The sequence below is a fragment of the Bacillus sp. Au-Bac7 genome (assembly GCF_021341655.1).
Lineage (GTDB): Bacteria > Bacillota > Bacilli > Bacillales > Cytobacillaceae > Niallia.
Genome location: NZ_JAJTTG010000002.1, coordinates 799,204 through 818,680, shown reverse-complemented (window position 1 = coordinate 818,680; position 19,477 = coordinate 799,204). Strand labels below are relative to the sequence as shown.

The window sequence follows — 19,477 nt, the reverse complement described above, 5'->3', positions numbered from 1 at the left end:
AAGGTATGAAGAAAAAGAAGCTAAGTGTTATTCTCGCAGCTGCTTTGGCAGCAGGTACTCTTCTGTCTGCCTGCAGCAAAGACAGCTCCACATCAGAAAACGGCGGCAAAGATGGGCAACCATATGAAATTAAATGGTACACGATTGGAACGCCGCAAAAAGATACAGATAAGGTTTTTGAAGAGGTTAATAAGTATACAAAGGAAAAAATCAACGCCACTGTAAAGATGACACAGATTGACTGGGGCGATTGGGACCAAAAATCTCAAGTGATGATTAATTCAGGGGAAGCAATTGATATTATCTTTACAAATGGTACGTCATATGTTCAAAATGCCCAAAAAGGTGCATTCCTGGCTATAGATGATTTGTTAGATAAGGAAGGTAAAGCACTTAAAGAGGTTATTAACCCTGACCTGCTGGAAGGAAATAAGGTGGACGGAAAACTTTATGGTATCCCTTCAAACAAAGAGGTTGCCAGACAGGATGTTTATACGTTTAACAAACGCCTTGCAGATAAATATAAATTTGACCTTTCAAAAGTGAAAACATTGCAGGACCTTGAACCTATGCTAAAAACAATTAAAGAAAATGAATCTGGAATTACTCCAATGGCAACATTTAAAGCACCTTTACGCTACGACTATGTGTTCAATAATGAAATGCCGTTTGCCTTCCCGTTTGAAGGAGAGACAGACAAAGTCATTAATCCATTTGACACAGAGGATGCTATGAAACAATACACAACGATGCGAGAATACTATAAAGCAGGCTATCTGAAGGAAGATGCCGCAACAAGCAAAGACAGCTGGCCGATGGATGTGGAAAACTGGTTTGTCCGCATGGGGGGTTCCCAGCCGTATGCAGATTTATTATGGTCTCGCTCTGCTAAGTACGAAGTAGTGTCAGTTCCTGCTGAGCAGCCGACCATTATTAATGATTCTGTATCTGGTTCCATTCAGGCGATTTCTGCCACATCACAAAATCCGGAAAAAGCCATGGAATTTTTAACACTGCTTAATACAGATCCATATCTTCGCAATCTTGTCGATAAAGGGATTGAAGGAACGCATTATAAGAAAAATGATGATGGCACTATCGAGGACCTTCCAGCTCGTATTGACGGATACAATATGCCATCCTACTCTTTAGGAAACCACTTTATTTTAGATTTGTATAAAGATGATCCAAAGGATAAATGGGAAAAATTCAAAGAGTTTAATGCCTCAGCAGTAAAAGCACCATCACTTGGCTTTAAGTTTAACAGTGATCCTGTCCGCTCTGAGCTTGCGGCCATTACGAATATTTCTCAGGAATTCTACCCAGCTTTGGCAACAGGTTCTGTTGATCCAGAAGAATATTTGCCAAAATTCAATGAAAAGCTGAAAGAGGCTGGTGTGGATAAGGTATTAACCGAAATTCAAAAACAATTTGATGACTGGAAAAGCGCCCAGCAATAAGCAACCAAGTCAAGCTGGATCTTCTCTTCCAGCTTGACATTAACTATATTTTTTTCGATCTCTTCCATTGAATAGACTTAAAACGGTAAACATTGCATACCGAAGGGATTGAAATTGGTAATACAGTCTTATATAAGTTTTCCAAACTTATATGTCGGTCTGACAATTGTTGATCGTTTAAAGTAATCAATAAAGAAGAGGAGAAAAAAATGAAGAAAGCGAAGTTAAGTCTTATTCTCGTAACTATTCTCGTCCTTGGAACGATATTGTCTGCTTGCAGCAAAAACAGTGCCACACAAAGTAACGATGGTAAGGATGAAAAGCCTTATGAAATCAAATGGTACACACTTGGAACACCACAAAAGGATACGGATAAAGTCTTTGCAGAAGTGAACAAATATACAAAGGAAAAAATTAACGCGACCGTGACAATGACACAAATTGACTGGGGAGATTGGGACCAGAAGTCTCAAGTGATGATCAATTCAGGCGAAGAATTTGATATTATCTTCACCTTTGGGAACCCATATGTTCAAAATGCCCAAAAGGGTGCATTTATCGCGGTAGATGATCTGTTAGAAAAGGAAGGGAAAGCACTTAAAGAGCTGATTAACCCTGTTCTGCTGGAAGGAAATAAGGTCGATGGAAAACTTTATGGTATTCCTGCAAATAAAGAGATTGCCAAACAAAATGTTTATACATTTAACAAACGCCTTGTGGACAAATATAACTTTGATCTTTCAAAGGTAAAAACATTGCAGGATCTCGAGCCAATGCTGAAAACAATTAAAGAAAATGAGCCTTCAATAACACCGATTGCTTCATTTAAGGCACCTTTACGCTTTGACATTGTCTTTAATGGTGAAATGCCCTTTGCATTTCCATTTGAAGGGGAAACAGACAAGGTGATTAACCATTTTGAAACAGATACTGCGATGCAACAATTCAAAACGATGCATAAGTACTATAAATCAGGATTTCTTAAAGAAGATGCGGCCACAAGCAGCGAAAACTGGCCATTGGAAGTAGAAAACTGGTTTGTGCGCATGAACTATTACCAGCCGTATGCAGATTTATTATGGTCTCGTTCAGCTAAATATGAGGTAGTATCCATTCCTGCCGAACCGGCTGCGATTGTCAATGATTCTATATCTGGATCGATTCAAGCAATTTCCGCTACCTCAAAAAATCCACAAAAAGCCATGGAATTTCTGACACTCCTTAACACAGATCCATATCTTCGCAATCTTATCGATAAAGGGATTGAAGGAACTCACTACAAAAAGAATGATGATGGTATGATTGAGGATTTGCCTGCGCGTATTGACGGCTATAATATCCCATCCTACACATTAGGCAACAACTATATCCTCGATTTATACAAAGGTGACCCAGAAGATAAATGGGAAAAGTTCGAGGAATTTAATGAATCTGCAGTAAGGGGACCTTCACTAGGCTTTAAATTTAGCAGTGACCCAGTTCGTTCAGAACTCGCAGCCATCACTAACATTACGAAAGAATTCTACCCTGCTCTTGCAACAGGCTCTGTTGACCCAGAAGAATATTTGCCGAAGTTCAATCAGAAATTGAAAGAGGCGGGAGTTGATAAGGTATTAAAGGAGATTCAAAGTCAATTTGACGAGTGGAAAAGCGCTCAAAAATAAGAGTACTAGTAACTTACAAGGTATATTAGCTCATCTTCGATCCTTTCCATTGTGTTAAACTAAAAAAGGTAAACTATCATATTTGAGGGATTGAAAATGAAATTAAAACAAACAGGCCGCTTTCAGCAAAAGATGTTTAATAAGCTTTTTTTAACGTCCTCTATTACGATAATTGTAACCGTTATCATTTTGATTGTAACTATTACAAACTATTATTCTGAAATCATCATTCAGAAGGAAGTGAATGTGAATACAAGGACGATAGAACGGGTAGAGGATTATTTTTCTGCCAAGGATTCAGATGTAAATAAAGCAATTAGAGATATTTATGTTCAAGGAGATCTCATTGATGATATCTCCTTTGCCCTTCATAACGGATATGGAAAATATTTGGAGTATCGCCTTAATCGCTTTACAGAGGACCATTCTTATTTTCCTAGCAATCTAGATACTTATTTTAATGGTTTTTTTAGTCAAGATAGTGATATTAATGCAATCAGTCTCCGCTCATTGGATAGTCACAGTGTAGAATATTTGCTTATCAATAATTATCTTCGCTGGAATGAAAGCATGAAGAACGCAGAAGTAACGGAGAACAAACCTGAAGCAAATTTAAGGAGTGCCGGCCTGCCGAAAGGGCGGAGATTAAAGGATACCATCACCAAAAAGGTGGTCATAAATAATCCTGTCACACTGGAGAAAATAGGTGAAATTTCCATCTTTTACTCGACTGAACATTTAGATAAGATGGTCCAAAAGGATGAAGGCGCACCAGCCTCTTTCTTTTTATTGGATGCTGAAGGCAAAACCATTTATTCTCATAATGAAGGTGTGCCATCAGCAATAATCCAGCAATTTAAACAAGAAACGAATGAAACGAAGCTAAGTTATAAATCAAAAAAATTTTACATTAATACAGTTGCCAATAAGGGTGATTATACATTTGTCAGTGTCATAACGAATGAAGGCTGGCAGAAGCTATCGATTGTCAGGGGAACGATGTGGGTCGTCATAATTCTCCTTATAGTCGCAGCCATTTTGATGTCTTATACATTTATGCAAAATTACTCACGCCGCATTAACAAAATAGTATCGACCATTCGTCAAGTGGAAAAGGGAAACCTGGCTGCACGGATTCCTGCATCTGATGAAGAGGATGAATTAGCGAAGATTGCCTTTAATATAAATTCCATGCTCGATGAATTAAATAATTATATTGCCCAATTTTATTTACTTAACTTAAAGCAGCAGCAGGCAGAATTGAAGGCGCTTCAAGCACAGATTAATCCGCACTTTTTATTTAATACGCTTGAAGCCATCAGAATGGTGGCAATGTTGGAGGGTTCTAAAACTTCCAGTAAGATGACCTTTCATTTATCAAAACTGTTCCGCTATTCACTGGAATCGAAAGATATTGTCCCATTATATACCGAGATTGAATATGTTAAACAATATTTAACATTAATGCAGTTTAAACATCCCGATAAGCTGGAGGTTCAGTTTCATTTAGCAGAGGAAGTAGAGCAAACACCTGTGCAAAAATTAATCCTTCAGCCGATTATTGAAAATTACTTTGTACATGGCTTTAAAAAGGATCGAACTGACAATCTCTTAACAATTAGCGGCGTTAAACTTGGCGAAAAAATTGAAATCAGGATTGACGATAATGGGAAGGGCATGTCAGAAGAAAAACTGTCCCAAATTGTTCATCATATTAATTGTGAAGAGGGCGATGAAATGAAATCAATTGGATTAAGAAATATTCATCAGCGTTTAAAGCTAAAATATGGAGACCAATACGGGCTCTCGGTAAAAAGCAGTCCAGCAGTAGGAACAACCGTTATTTTAACCATTCCAGTTCAGGGGATTTACCATGTTTAAAGTACTGTTGGCAGATGACGAACCGATTATTACAAAAGGACTTTCAGCGATTTTGGATTGGGAAGATTACGGATTTGAGATAGTACATACAGCAGAAAGTGGCGAGGAGGCACTCTCTTATATAAAAGAGAATCCGATTGATATTCTCATTTCGGATATTTTAATGGGAGAAATGTCCGGTCTTGATTTAATCCAAGAGGTTAAAAGCATTCGGTCTGACACAAAGAGTATTGTTTTAACAGGTTATCAGGAGTTTGACTATATAAAACGAGGGTTGTTATTAGGGATTGAAAATTATTTAGTTAAGCCTGTTGATGAAGAGGAATTATTAAAAACACTGCAATCTGTCGGACAGAAATTAAAGGTTGCAACTGCTGGCAGCCAGACAAAAGACTCAACTACCATGCTGGATAATACATTATGGGGCTTTCTGACAGGGGAAGTTAGCCAGCATGATTGCTTGGAAAGATTAGCATTGTATAACATTGAATTTAATAAGCCGTTTTATAATGTTTCTATCTTAAATATTGAACATTTTCAGCAGTCTGAAGTTGTAAATCACATCCGTCATTATATTGAAACAAAGTACTCTGCCTTATGTCTCCATAATCCGAATCAAGAGATCATCATTATATTTGACGGTTCAAGTGAAGAGGAACTAATAAAGCAAAACCAGCGTCTAGTGACTGACCTCTGCAATGAACAAAAAAGAATAGGCTTATTTTATTTGGCAATGGGCAAACCAGTTCAAATGCTGGATGAATTAAATGAAAGCTTTACGATGGCAAGAGACTGCAGCGCCATGCAGTTATATTTAGAACCTAATGTGCTGATTACAGATAAACAGGCATTAGATCGGCATGATGAACAGAAACAGCAGCAGGAATTCAAAGATTGCCTTGTGAAAATGCTTATGAATGCGGAGGAAGAATCGCTAGCTCTAGTTGATTTATTTTTTAAGAATTTAACAGAAAAAGACAATCTTATCTCGCCGCAAGTAGCGAAAAAATATACATTTGATTTAATCTCTTATATTCATTATTCAGTGCGTCCAGATGATCTTTGTCTTTATACAGCTGTTGTGGAACGGATTGTCTATAGTTCGGATATTGAGCAGATGAGGGACATTTTGACTGAATATTGCTATGAACTGATTCTGACTGTTCATAATCATGTTCATTTGCGAAGTCCAATTGTCCAAAATGTTCTTACCTTTATTCATGCTCACTTTGACCAAGGCTTGTCCTTAAAAACACTAGGGCAGCAATTTCATGTTAATGCTATTTACTTAGGTCAGTTATTCCAAAAGGAAGTAGGAGTTGTCTTTTCAGAATACCTTAATCGTTATCGCTTGGAAAAAGCGAAGGAATTATTGAAAGCCACTCATTACAGGGCAGGCGATATTGGGAAAAAAGTAGGTTATTCTGATACGACTTATTTTTATAAGCAATTTAAGAAAATGGTTGGCACAACTCCGAGTGAGTGGCGGAAAATTTAAAAAAGGAAGCGGTGATAAATTTGAAATATCTTTTTCCTGAAAAATTTTGGTGGGGAAGTGCGGCATCTGGTCCGCAAACAGAAGGAGCAGCTATGATTGATGGCAGAAAGGAAAGTATGTGGGATTTTTGGTATAGCCAAAATCCTGAATGCTTTCATCATGGCGTCGGACCGACCCATACATCAGATTTCTATCATCGATTTAAAGAAGATATTCAGTTAATGAAAGAAACGGGTCATAACTCTTTTCGCACATCTATCCAATGGTCACGGTTAATCCCAAATGGAACCGGGGAAGTAAACGAGAAGGCTGTTGATTTCTACAATCAGGTCATTGATGAGCTGCTGGCCAATGATATCGAACCATTTATTAATTTATACCACTTTGATATGCCAATGTGCATGCAGGAAATAGGCGGCTGGGAGAACCGAAACGTGATTGATGCCTATGTGAACTATGCTACTACCTGTTTTCGGTTATTTGGAGATCGTGTGAAGTATTGGTTTACCTTCAATGAACCAATTGTGCCTGTCGAGGCTAGTTATTTATATGATTTGCATTATCCTAATGTAATTGATTTTAAGCGGGCGGCCATCGTTGCCCATCATACCATTGTCGCTCATGCAAAAGCCGTCGAGGCATTTAGGAAATTAGAGTTAGCTGGGAAAATCGGCATTATTCTTAACTTAACACCCTCTTATCCAAGAAGCGAGGACAAAGAGGATAGGGCAGCAGCTCATATTGCAGATGTATTCTTTAACCGCAGTTTTCTCGACCCAGTCACAAAGGGGGTATATCCTCGTGAATTGGTTGAAATTTTACAAGCAAGAGAGTTGCTTCCGCCTGTTGAGGCCGATGATTTGGAGGTAATCCGCAATAATCCGATTGATATTTTAGGAGTGAACTACTATCAGCCTCGCCGCGTAAAAGCGAAAGAAACCCAAGAATCAGAAAATGCTCCGTTTATGCCTGAACATCTATTTGATCCTTATATTATGCCAGGCCGAAAAATCAATCCCCACCGCGGCTGGGAGATTGCAGAGGAAGTAATTTACGATATTATGATTGATATTCGTGATAATTATGATAATATACCTTTTTTCATCTCAGAAAATGGTATGGGGGTTGAAGGGGAGGAAAAGTTCCGCAATGACGCAGGATATATTGAGGACGATTACCGAATTGAGTTTGTGAGAGAGCATTTGCAATGGGTGCATAAAGGTATACAGGAAGGAGCCAATTGCCTTGGATACCATATGTGGACATTTATGGATAACTGGTCATGGACAAACGCTTATAAGAACCGCTACGGATTTGTAGAGGTAGATTTAAAGAATAGCCTGAAACGTACTGTGAAAAAATCAGGGCGATGGTACAAGCAGCTGGCAGAAAATAACGGATTTTAACAGAATGGAGAGTGAAATTCTGATGGAAGCCTATATGGTATTCGATATTGGCGGCACCTTTATCAAATACGCAGTAATGGATGAGTCTGCCAGAAAACTAAGAAGTGGCAAGCTGGCAACACCTAAGGATGGACTGGACAGTTTCTTGCAGACCATACAAAGAGTAGCAGAGGAAAATGCTGCTGACTTTGAGTTGCAAGGAATAGCAGTAAGCTCACCAGGGGCGGTCGATATAAAAACAGGTTATATTGGCGGAGCGAGCGCTATCCCCTATATACATGGGGTAAACATGACAGCACTCATCAGAGAAAAGACCGGACTTCGGACAGTAATAGAAAATGACGCGAATTGTGCAGCCTTGGCAGAAGGCTGGTTAGGAGCAGCCAAAGCAACAGATTACTATATTTGTATTGTAATAGGAACAGGAATAGGCGGCAGTATCGTCCTCAATCAAACCATTTTACGCGGCGCCACTCTTCACGGCGGAGAGTTCGGCTGCATGATAATGGGAGCACCAGCACAAGAGCCACTACAAGGCACATGGAGCCTTGCAGCTTCCACGAATGCTCTAGTAGAGGAAGTAAAAAAGAGAAAACAGCTAGAAGAAGGAACATTCGATGGAGAAGCTGTATTCCGCTTAGCAAAAGAAGGCGATTCGATTGCCAAAGAATGCATTGCTGAATTTTATAAAAGGCTTGCCATCGGTATATATAATTTGAAATATGCCCTCGACCCTGAAAAAATCCTAATTGGCGGCGGAGTCAGCAGCCGTCCAGAAGTAATAGAGGGAATTAACCGTGAATTACAGCAGCTGCGAAATGATGTTTCTACATTACAAATAGAAGTGGAAGCTTGTCAGTTTGGAAATGATGCAAATTTAGTCGGAGCGTTGTTTCATTTTCTTAATACCAAGTATTGATAATTGCCCACCTATATTAAGTGCTGAAATGCACTTGAATATAGGTGGGTTTTATTTTTTATGGAGATATTTAGATAATGAACCTATTAGTTAACCAAAAATAAAGGAAGAGAAAGGGAATCTAGAACACGATAGTGCGTGTAGTGACTTTTCCGGTTGGCATGTTGCCTACTGCTCCCAGCAAAAACAGTTCTTTATTTTAACCAATGAATCTATGCTTTTACCAATAGGATGAGAAGTATAGTCCTGATAAAATTATGTAAGGGTTTACATTTTATTTAGGCATCTATTGAAAATAACGTCTCAAAAGGGGGGAGAGTAGCACTTATTCCAAACATGGACGAAATACGTGGTGAGTACTTTGCAGAAATGGTTAAACAAAAAAGCGTTCACTTAACTTCTTTTGTTATCACATACAGTAGTAAAAATAAAGGAGGACAATGGATGTTTTCGCGATTCGGAAAAACTAAAAAAACACTAATCGTCACAGTTTCGTTGCTTTTTACTTTGCAAACAGGCTTGTCTACAGCTTTGGCGGGAGATACTTTGCCATACACAGGTGACAGTGCAACTGGATTAAATCAGCCAACTCAACACGGTTATACAGCGAATGACATTTTAGAATGGACTCCTGAAGCGGATAAAAATGCGGAAATGCTGCGGTCACGAGTTCCTTTACAAGAACGTAATCAGGCATTTTCTGCTACACAGGCTAACCCAAATGTAAGCTCTGAGACACAAATGTTAAATCTTGCTGGTGATTATGGCAATGCTTTTATGGACAGCACAGCGTATACGAATAAATTCGGTCAATATACATTCCCGTACTGGCAGTATATTGACTATTATTCTTATTGGCATGGTACAGCGTCAGCTGATGTGCCGAATTACTTATATAATCCGAGCCTGCCATGGTATGAAAGATGGTTTGAATTTGGAGTACTTAATATTCCGAATCCTGCTTATACAAATGCCGCACATAAAAACGGGGTTAAATCTCTGGCGGTTATTTTTTTCTCGAGCAATGACAGGGGACCGCAAACGTATACACAAATGCTGGTAAAGGATAAGAAAGGTAACTTTCCTGTTGCTGAAAAGCTGATAGAGATGGCTCAATATTATGGTTATGACGGTTATTTCTTTAACCAGGAAGAAGCTAGCTCAGGGGTAGCTGTGAAGGATATACCTGTTTATAAAGAGTTTTTAAAGGTGTTAAGAGACAAAGGATTGTATGTGCAATGGTACGATTCTGTTCATAATACTACTGGCAAAACGAGGTATGAAAATGAATTTACGGCAGTTAATAGTCCGTTTGTAAAGGATGAGCAGTATGGTGATTTGGCTAACTCGATTTTCTTAAATTACTTATGGAACAAACAAAAAATGGTGAATTCTAAAGCACACGCCGAAAGTCTAGGGTTAGATTCATTGAAGACAGTGTTTGCTGGAATTGAAGCGGGCGGCGACAGGTTTAATAAACAGCGTAATGATTTGCGAAATAATTTGGACAGCAACGGAAAGCCGTTAAATAGTATTGCTATGCTGGGGTCTGATTTTACGCATCACGGCTTGGATGAAGATCTTGGCGGGGAAGATACAAATCGACGCAATGACAGTGATTATCAATGGATGTCATTTATCCGTGATCGTGCTTGGTGGTCAGGACCAAATTTGGACCCGACGAAAACGGGAAGAAACGCAAATGCACAGCTTTCAGATGTAGCAGCCAAAGGCGATAACTGGGATGGTGTTGCGGCATATATCGCTGAGCGCAGCGTGATTCAAGGTGCCAATTTTGTGTCTGATTTTAATATGGGCCGCGGTCAGGCTTATTATGTCAATGGCAAGGTAAGCAATGCAGAAGAATGGTCCAATATTAATATTCAAGATATTCCAGTGACATGGCAGTGGTGGCTAGAAACAACAGGTACGCCGCTTCAGGCTGATTTTGATTTTGGTCCTGAGTATAATGCAGGTTCAAGATACAGCTATGAAAAAGTCGGTGCCTTTAATGGCGGCAGCTCGCTAGTCGTAAATGGCGCACTAGATGCGGATAACTTCTTACACCTTTATAAGACTGATTTGCAAGTTAAACAGGGCTCAGAATTTTCCCTTACTTATAATAAAACATCGCCAGACGATTCGTCTGAAATGAGTGTCGGCTTCATTTTCAAGGACAATCCAGACAAGGTTGTGAAAGTAAAAGTTCCTGATTCCGGCAAGAAAACAGCAGGATGGGTAACCGCTAAGCTTGATTTAGCTGATTTTGCTGGCAAAGAAATTGCATCCTTTGGCATCCATTTTGCTAACGGCGATAAAAAAATCGATGATTATCAAATGAATATTGGGCAAGTGAAAATAAGTGACGGTTCTATTAAGAAACCGCAGGCACCAACAGGGCTAAAAATTACAAAAGCTTTACGGGACTCTAATGAAATGAATATTTCATGGGATATGGAAGCTTACGATAATGTGAAGCAATACAATGTCTATAATAATGGAGTTTATGTCGGCGGCATATACGATGAAGTCTTTTACATGAAGAATTTGCAAAGTCTATCTGGTGAAATTACGTTGACGGCTGTGAGTCAGGACGGTCAAGAAAGCGACCCTGCAGCAGTGCATTACGACTTAACAAAAGGTGTAAGTAATATTAAAACCGTGCAATCAGATAACGGCGATATGGTAGTGTCCTGGAAAAATCCAATGGACATAGACGGTAAGATTTCTATCAATATTGCTACAGAGTACGACTATGCGAAGAAAGTAAACGAAACAGTCACTGTGAAAAACGGCAAAACAGAAGTGAAACTGCCTGACATGCCAATTAACGGTGATAAATATCTTATTAAAATAAAAGTCGGCAGCAATGACTGGATTAGCTACAGAGGCACGTTCTTTGATAAATCCATTGAAGCTTATTCAGCAGAAAAAGTGACGATAGAAGGGAATTCTGTTACATGGGGACTACCTGAATCAAGGGATTGGCACTATCTGTATGTCTATGAAAATGGTGAAGCGAAAACATTTGATACTACCTACAGTCAAGGACACAAACCTTATATTGTCCGCGGCCGCACACATACGAAAGAGCTCACCTTTGAAACGGAAGCAACAGACAGCAGTTTAGAATTTGTGCTGGAAGATTATTCTGGCAACAAAGCCAGTACTGTTATTAGAACCACATTAGATAATCTTTACAGTATGATTAATGATCTTGTTGAAAGTGGAGAATTGAATAATAAGTCAGGTGAGCAGCTGACAAAAACCTTAACTGCTGCAAAGAAACATTATGACGGCGGCCGTTTAAAGCAGGCAGCAACCAGCCTTAATAAGTTTAAGGATGAATTAAACGATAAAGAAATGAAAAATGTTTCAGAAGACACGAAGAATAGGTTAAAAGCTAATGCTGATTATTTCCTAAGAAATTGGAAGAAGTAAGAGTGATAGATTAGGAGGGAAAGATTTTGACATTACAAAGGGTTCAGCGTTTTATTCAACATTTATCGAATTATGTGCTTTTGGAATCTATTTCGATCAATGATTGGCAAGCAAAGCGCGGCATCTATGTTAAGCCGGGAGAGTATGAATTTGAATCAGACGATACTGTTCTTATAAATGAAGGTGACTGGTTGATTAATGCAGGCGCCACAATGCTTTTGGAAAAGGAGATAACCATTCCAGCTGATTGGCAGAATCGGCCGTTTGGACTTACATTCCTTTCTGGTGCAAAGGACCGCCGGACTCTTCATGAAGGGTTAGTTTCATTAAACGGCATGCCACATCACGGTATTGACCGCAACCGATGCTATGTTCCGTTTCCAGAGGAGGTTCGCGGGAAAGAAAAGGTTAACATAAAAATTGAACTATATAATTACGCTGGCCAAACACTCGATGAGTTAAATTATCAAAATGAACCAGCAGAATTCGACCCGCCGCCCTTGAATCTTTTAAAAGCCAGCCTTGATTTAATAAATACAGGTGTTCAAAGTTTACTGGCTACTGTGAAATGCTACTATGAAACTGCAAAATTACTGCCGGAAGATGATAGTGATCGAGTTAAAATCATCGAGGCATTGCAGGAAGCTGAAAAAAGAATTCTGTCAGAAAAGCCGGAAGCATTTACGAATCAGTTATTAATTGCTGACATGGAGGCTGACTTACAGAAAAAGTTAAATATGTTGACGAGCAGTACGGCAGGTCAAATGCTGATGGTAGGTCAGTCTCATATTGATTTGGCATGGCTATGGCCTGTGAAGGAAGCGATTCGTAAATGCAGCAGAACATTTTCAACAATGAGCACCTTGCTTGATGAGAATCCGAGCTTTACTTATGCTCAAAGCCAGCCTCAAGCCTATGCTTTCGTAAAGGAGCATTACCCTGAAATCTATGAAAGGGTTAAAAAGCAAATTGCTGATGGGCGCTGGGAAGTCGTCGGCGGGATGTGGGTAGAGCCTGATTTAAATATGCCGTCTGGTGAATCATTAGTTCGTCAGCTTCTCTATGGAATGAAGTTTTACAAGGAAGAATTCAGCAAACAGCCAAGAATTGAGTGGCTCCCAGATACATTTGGCTATTGTGCATCACTGCCGCAATTGTTAAAAAGTGCTGGCATTGACTATTTTATGACATCCAAGATGAATTGGAATGATACCAATCCATTTCCTTTCGATTTATTTTACTGGGAAGGAATTGATGGGACGCGCATCCTTTCCTTCTTAAATCATGGCTTAAATGAATATACCCATCCTGAAGAAATCAAGACACATTGGGATAGTTATAAGCAAAAAAATCTCCATTCAAAGCAGATGCTGCTATACGGCCATGGAGATGGGGGCGGCGGTGTTACCCAAGAAATGATTGATTATATTGATCGGTCTTCGTCTTTGCCTGGCTTGCCAGCCGTCGTAAACAGCACAGCCCATGAATTTTTCGATGAAATAACGAAGTCCAATCCGTCCTTGCCGACATGGGTTGGTGATATGTATTTGGAGCTCCATCGCGGAACATACACGACCCATGCCAGAAATAAGAAATGGAACCGAAAGGCAGAGGTGCTGTACCGGGATGCGGAAATGTGGGGAAGCGCAGCTATAAACTTCGCTGGAGTGAAGCTAGCTTCGTCATTGGAACAAGGCTGGAAGCAGCTTCTTTTCAATCAATTTCATGATATTATCCCTGGATCTTCCATTCCTGAGGTGTACGTTGATTCTGAGGCTGACTATAAGGAAATCTTTGCCTGTGGTGAAAAGGTGCAACAAGAAGCTATCCATGTGCTGGAACAGCAAATAGACACAGAAGGTGATGGAATACCAGTTATTCTCTTTAACAGCTTGTCCTGGAAAAGGTCGGAGACAGTGAAAATATCAGGTGGACTAGAATTGGCAGGAAAGGGAGCAGTAACTCGGGATGGTGAAGAGCTGCCCACAGACATTATTCTATTAGAAGATGGTCGCATAGAGTTATCTGTTTACGTTCCAGAAATCCCAGAAATGGGTTATCAAGTGATTTGGTTAAAAGATTTGGAGAAACAGGGAAGTAAAGTAGAAGAGGCGAACGTTCGCCAATGGGAGACGGAATATTATCATATAGAGTGGAATGAGCAAGGAGAAATTTCCCGTTTATACGATAAAAAGGTCAAGCGTGAAATCTTGCCTAATGGTGCTTTCGCCAATCAATTGCAGCTGTTCCATGACCGCCCGATGCTTTGGGATGCTTGGGATATCGACCCTGAATTTGCAAATCAGCCGGCAGAAACGGTTACTCTGTTAGAACAAAGCATCGGAAAAGGAGCAACAAAGGATATCATTCACTTTAAATGGCAGCTTTCACAGTCAACTATTGAACAAGAGCTGATTTTATATCACCACAATCAACGAATCGATTTTCAAACTAGGGTCGATTGGCAGGAGCAGCACAAATTATTAAAGGTTGCATTCCCTGTTGATGTAATGAGTAACAAAGCTACGTTTGAAATTCCGTTCGGCTCAGTAGAAAGAGCCACACATACTAATACAAGCTGGGAGAAAGCCCAGTTTGAGGTGTGCGGCCATCGCTTTGCCGATCTCTCCGAATCTGGTTATGGTGTCAGTTTGCTGAATGACTGCAAGTACGGCTATGATGTAAAGCAAAATGTGTTGCGTCTGTCCTTGCTGCGGGCACCTAAATGGCCAGATAAAGGGGCAGACATTGGTTATCATGAATTCACTTATTCGTTTTTCCCACATAAAGGCGACTGGAGAGAAGGGGCCGTTGTTAAGGAAGGATATGAGCTGAATCACCCTGCTGTTATTTACCGTGCTTCTGCCCATCCAGGAACTTTGCCTAGTTGCTCTTCTTTTATAAAAACAGAATCCAGCCACGTCATCCTTGATACAGTTAAACAGTCAGAGGACGGCAAGAGTCTCACTTTAAGAATGTATGAGTCAAGCGGCGGCAGAGGGGAGATTCATGTATCATTTGCTCGGAATATTCTCTCGGCATATGAAACAAATCTGCTGGAAGAGAAACAGACAGAAATCTTTGTACAAGAGAACAGGCTGTCCTTAAACTTAAAGCCATTTGAAGTAAAAACGATCGTCGTTAATTTATAACGGTATTGAGGGGGATGAGTCTTTCTAATATGGAGAATGAGACAATCAATCATGAAATAGAAGCATTGTTAGCAAACATGAGTTTAAAGGAGAAGGTCGGTCAGGTTAATCAGAAGCTGTATGGCTGGGAAGTATACGAGAAAACTGACACAGGTTATATCCTCACAGAGAAGTTTAAAGAGCATGTTCGCATATGGGATGGAGTCGGAGTGCTTTATGGGTTATTCCGATCCGACCCTTGGTCAGCTGTCCATTTTGACAATGGCATTACAAAGGATGCAAGTGCTGATGTAGCCAATATGATTCAGAAATATGTAAAGGAGCATACAAGGCTGGGCATTCCTGTCCTGCTTGCGGAGGAATGCTCCCACGGCCATCAAGGCTTAGACAGTCTGATTACGCCTGTTAATTTAGGAATAGGTGCGACATGGAACCCAGAGCTGCATGAAAAATTAATGGCAGCAGTGGCAGAGGAAGTTCGGGCAAAAGGCGCCCATTTAGCTTTAGTTTCCACATTAGATATTATTCGTGACCCACGATGGGGCAGATCTGAAGAGTGCTTCAGTGAAGATCCTTATCTTGCATCCCGGTTAACAGAGGCGGTTGTATCAGGGATGCAAGGAGAGAAAAGTGAATTTATTCCCGCTGAAAAAATGGCTGTTGTTTTAAAGCATTTTGCCGCACAAGGTAACGGACTAGGTGGAAAGAACGCTGCTCCGGCATCAATCGGTGAAAGAGAATTACGAGAAATTCATCTGCCGCCAATGATAGCTGCCATAAAGTATGGAGCTCTAGCCTGTATGGCAGCTTACAATGAAATTGATGGAATTCCCTGTCATGCCAATGGCTATCTCCTCAATCAGATTCTGCGCAAGGAATTTGGATTTAAAGGAGCGGTAATGGCGGATGGCTGTGCTCTTGACAATTTAGTCTCATTAACGGAAAGCAAAGAAAAAGCAGCTGCTTTAGCACTTGAAAATGGAGTGGATATAAGTCTTTGGGATGATGTGTATCCCGCTTTAGAAGCTGCCGTTCAAAGGGGGCTAGTCAGTGAAGAAAAGCTGAATGATGCGGTAAGAAGGGTTTTAACTCTCAAATTTAAAATGGGGTTATTTGATAAACCTTATATGAATCGTGCACAAAGCAAGACGAAGGAGAATAATGAGAGAATTAACCTGGAATCTGCTCGGCAGTCGATTGTGCTGTTAAAAAATGAGGGAATTCTGCCTTTTAAAAAGACTATTAGTAAAATTGCTGTAATCGGCCCTAACGCAGATTCTGTCTATAATCAGCTTGGCGATTACACACCGTTTCAACGAGAAGGCAGTGTGATAACAGTCCTGAAAGGAATAACTGCGCTAATGAAAGAGGCAGAGGTTGTTTATGAACAAGGCTGCGGTATTCGTTCTCATGATGAGGAAGGAATAGAAAGAGCAGTTGATTTAGCGAAAGCTTCAGATGTAGCAATAGTTGTTGTAGGCGGATCAAGTGCAAGAAATTTTGATGCCCAATTTGACGTAAACGGAGCGGTTATCGATACAACTGGCGAGGAAGAAATGGATTGCGGAGAAAATGTGGATACAGCTGATTTAGAGCTGGGAGGGCAGCAGATGCAGCTCCTCAAAAAAGTGATGGAAACAGGCACACCGATTGCGGTGGTGCTCGTTCAAGGCAGGCCTCATGCTATTTCCTGGATAGCAGAACACGCTAAGGCAGTCATAAGTGCTTGGTACCCTGGACAAATGGGTGGTCAGGCGATTGCAGAGATTTTATTTGGGGATGTCAATCCGAGCGGTCGTTTACCTGTTTCTATCCCAAGGTCGTCTAAACAGCTGCCAGTTTTTTATAACTACAAAGAAGGAGGATACAAGAAAGACTATTTTGATATGTCTGGCAGTGCCTTGTATCCCTTTGGCTTTGGCTTATCTTACACACAATTCGACTACAAAAATCTGCAAGCAGAAAGACAAATGCTGTCAGTCAGTCAATTATCAGCAGGGGAGAAATTCTCCCTAACTGTAGACGTCACTAATAAAGGAGAACGAGCCGGATATGACGTAATACAGCTTTATATAAAGGGAAAGGGCTCTAGTATTACGCGAAGGGTAAAGGAATTAAAAGGCTTTAAGAAGGTCTGGGTTGACGCTGGGGAAACAAAAGAAGTTACGTTTGAACTTGGGAAGGAAGAATTACAAGTTTTCAGCAGTCAGAACATCTATAAAGTGGAACAAGGATCATGTGAAATTGAGGTTGGCAATCCTGTTACTTGCTTAAGTTTAGACTTGAGTATCTGCTGATTGAACAGATATAAAAGAGGACTGACATTAACTGGTTAGTCCTCTTATTTCAGTAATGGAAGCGCTTGAAAGGGGTGGCTGTATTTGGTATGATTGAATAACTACATAGGAAATGGAGGTTTTTCTTTTGACAGCATCCATGAGATTAAGATAAGGGAAGTTCATTCGTTAATGGAATACGTTTGAATGCTAAAACCTATGTTTATAGCTAAAGGATTGGTCTGTCTATTTTTAAGAAAACCTTATTTAACGGTTGTTTGAAAAAGGGGATATGTCTGTCCTCTTTTTCATTTGTCTTCGAACCAATATATATAGAACAAAACGAATTTTAGTAAATGTAGGTGAAGCATAATAAAGGGAAGAAATGAGTGAAATAAATGAACAATGTTAATGATCAACAGAAGTCGTGGTTAAGAAATATTATTCTTTTCTTAAGCAGTCAGACGATTTCTCTATTTGGTTCGTCACTTGTGCAATATGCGATTATGTGGCATATCACCTTAACGACAGAATCAGGTCTAATGATGACACTTTATATTATTTGCGGCTTCATTCCGACCTTTATTCTGTCGCCAATCGCAGGAGTGTGGGCAGACAGGTATAATCGAAAAATGCTGATTATCGTGTCAGACGGATTAATCGCCTTTTCGACTTTAATACTGGCGATTCTCTTTATGATGGGATTTGATTCGATTTGGCTCCTCTTTGTGATGGCGGCGATTCGTGCATTTGGAACAGGAATTCAAACGCCTTCTGTTGCAGCGATTTTGCCTCAAGTGGTTCCAAAGGAAAAGCTTACAAAAGTAAATGGAGCAAATGGCAGCATTCAAGCTGTTATTATGTTCATATCACCGATGGTCAGTGCTGCACTGTTAGCTAATACGACTATTGAGATAATCTTTTTTATCGATGTTATTACTGCCGCTATTGCAATTTTTACGATGCTGACATTTGTGAAAATTGCTGTTCATGAAAAAGCTGCTGTAAAGCAGACGACAAGTTATTTTGCTGATTTTAAAGAAGGCTTGCAATATATAAACAACAACAGTTTTCTTAAATCCTTCTTTTTATTCTTTGCCATCTTCTTCGTGTTAATGGCACCAGCCGCATTCTTAACACCGCTTCAGGTAACGCGAAGCTTTGGCGGTGATGTTTGGCAGCTGACTGCGATTGAACTTGCTTTTTCAATCGGCATGATTGCCGGCGGAGGAATCATTGCTGCATGGGGCGGTTTTTCCAACAAAATCAGTACAATGACACTCGCAAGCGTTATTATGGGAGCATGTACATTGGCACTTGGCATTGCTCCGGCATTTTGGCTGTATTTAATCTTCATGGGAGTGTTTGGGGCAGCAATGCCAATCTTTAATACTCCTACAACAGTACTATTACAAGAAAAAATTTCTGAAGAGTATTTAGGCAGGGTCTTTGGTGTAATGGGAATGATTTCTACTTCTATGATGCCAATCGGCATGCTTATTTTCGGACCACTCGCAGATGTTGTTGATATCGAATGGCTGTTGGTAGGCACTGGTTTATTCATCTTGATTCTCACAATATTCTTAAGCCGCAACAAGGCATTGATTGAAGCAGGGCAGCCTGCTGTAACAGAATCTTAATTAGAAGGGCGAAGAATGAATCTTCGCCCTTTTCATGTTATAACAGTAAGGAAGTATATATTTAACACTAATGTTATTTTTAGATATAATCTAATCAGAATTCTAAATTTGCAGTCAAACATCAGCAGGTTTTCATAAAA

10 protein-coding genes are annotated in these 19,477 nt (G+C 40.0%); all 10 read left to right on the top strand.

Annotation, left to right across the window (positions count from 1 at the left end):
- The first annotated feature begins 5 nt into the window (after nucleotides 1-5).
- Nucleotides 6-1,460 (top strand): ABC transporter substrate-binding protein, encoded by a 1,455-nt coding sequence (locus LXM54_RS12775; RefSeq protein ID WP_233315547.1) that lies wholly within the window; start codon nucleotides 6-8, stop codon nucleotides 1,458-1,460.
- Between the two features lie 209 nt (nucleotides 1,461-1,669).
- Nucleotides 1,670-3,124 carry an ABC transporter substrate-binding protein gene (locus tag LXM54_RS12770; RefSeq protein ID WP_233315546.1) on the top strand — a complete coding sequence of 485 codons (1,455 nt, stop codon included), beginning with the start codon at nucleotides 1,670-1,672 and terminating at the stop codon, nucleotides 3,122-3,124.
- A gap of 96 nt (nucleotides 3,125-3,220) precedes the next feature.
- Nucleotides 3,221-5,005: a sensor histidine kinase gene (locus tag LXM54_RS12765; RefSeq protein WP_233315545.1), complete on the top strand. Its 1,785-nt coding sequence runs from the start codon at nucleotides 3,221-3,223 to the stop codon at nucleotides 5,003-5,005.
- Entirely contained in the window at nucleotides 4,998-6,503 is a 1,506-nt protein-coding gene (locus LXM54_RS12760) for a response regulator transcription factor (RefSeq protein WP_233315544.1), read from the top strand. Before LXM54_RS12765 ends, LXM54_RS12760 begins: the two co-directional genes overlap by 8 nt.
- Before the next feature lie 20 nt (nucleotides 6,504-6,523).
- On the top strand, nucleotides 6,524-7,909 hold the full coding sequence (locus tag LXM54_RS12755) for a glycoside hydrolase family 1 protein (RefSeq protein WP_233315543.1): 1,386 nt from the start codon (nucleotides 6,524-6,526) through the stop codon (nucleotides 7,907-7,909).
- A 4-nt stretch (nucleotides 7,910-7,913) separates the two neighbouring features.
- Entirely contained in the window at nucleotides 7,914-8,828 is a 915-nt protein-coding gene (locus tag LXM54_RS12750) for an ROK family protein (protein WP_233315542.1), read from the top strand.
- A gap of 444 nt (nucleotides 8,829-9,272) precedes the next feature.
- Nucleotides 9,273-12,269, top strand: a complete 2,997-nt coding sequence (locus LXM54_RS12745) for an endo-beta-N-acetylglucosaminidase (RefSeq protein WP_233315541.1) — start codon at nucleotides 9,273-9,275, stop codon at nucleotides 12,267-12,269.
- 26 nt (nucleotides 12,270-12,295) lie between these two features.
- Nucleotides 12,296-15,421, top strand: coding sequence for an alpha-mannosidase (locus tag LXM54_RS12740; RefSeq protein WP_233315540.1), 3,126 nt, complete (start codon nucleotides 12,296-12,298; stop codon nucleotides 15,419-15,421).
- Between the two features lie 14 nt (nucleotides 15,422-15,435).
- Nucleotides 15,436-17,718 carry a glycoside hydrolase family 3 N-terminal domain-containing protein gene (locus LXM54_RS12735; RefSeq protein ID WP_233315539.1) on the top strand — a complete coding sequence of 761 codons (2,283 nt, stop codon included), beginning with the start codon at nucleotides 15,436-15,438 and terminating at the stop codon, nucleotides 17,716-17,718.
- A gap of 377 nt (nucleotides 17,719-18,095) precedes the next feature.
- Entirely contained in the window at nucleotides 18,096-19,337 is a 1,242-nt protein-coding gene (locus LXM54_RS12730; RefSeq protein WP_233315538.1) for an MFS transporter, read from the top strand.
- Nucleotides 19,338-19,477: the final 140 nt, after the last annotated feature.

Coding starts and splice junctions, on each gene's coding strand:
- LXM54_RS12770 (WP_233315546.1), top strand. CDS start 1,670: ATGAAGAAAGCGAAGTTAAGTCTTATTCTCGTAACTATTCTCGTCCTT.
- LXM54_RS12745 (WP_233315541.1), top strand. CDS start 9,273: ATGTTTTCGCGATTCGGAAAAACTAAAAAAACACTAATCGTCACAGTT.
- LXM54_RS12760 (WP_233315544.1), top strand. CDS start 4,998: ATGTTTAAAGTACTGTTGGCAGATGACGAACCGATTATTACAAAAGGA.
- LXM54_RS12730 (WP_233315538.1), top strand. CDS start 18,096: ATGAACAATGTTAATGATCAACAGAAGTCGTGGTTAAGAAATATTATT.
- LXM54_RS12775 (WP_233315547.1), top strand. CDS start 6: ATGAAGAAAAAGAAGCTAAGTGTTATTCTCGCAGCTGCTTTGGCAGCA.
- LXM54_RS12735 (WP_233315539.1), top strand. CDS start 15,436: ATGAGTCTTTCTAATATGGAGAATGAGACAATCAATCATGAAATAGAA.
- LXM54_RS12765 (WP_233315545.1), top strand. CDS start 3,221: ATGAAATTAAAACAAACAGGCCGCTTTCAGCAAAAGATGTTTAATAAG.
- LXM54_RS12750 (WP_233315542.1), top strand. CDS start 7,914: ATGGAGAGTGAAATTCTGATGGAAGCCTATATGGTATTCGATATTGGC.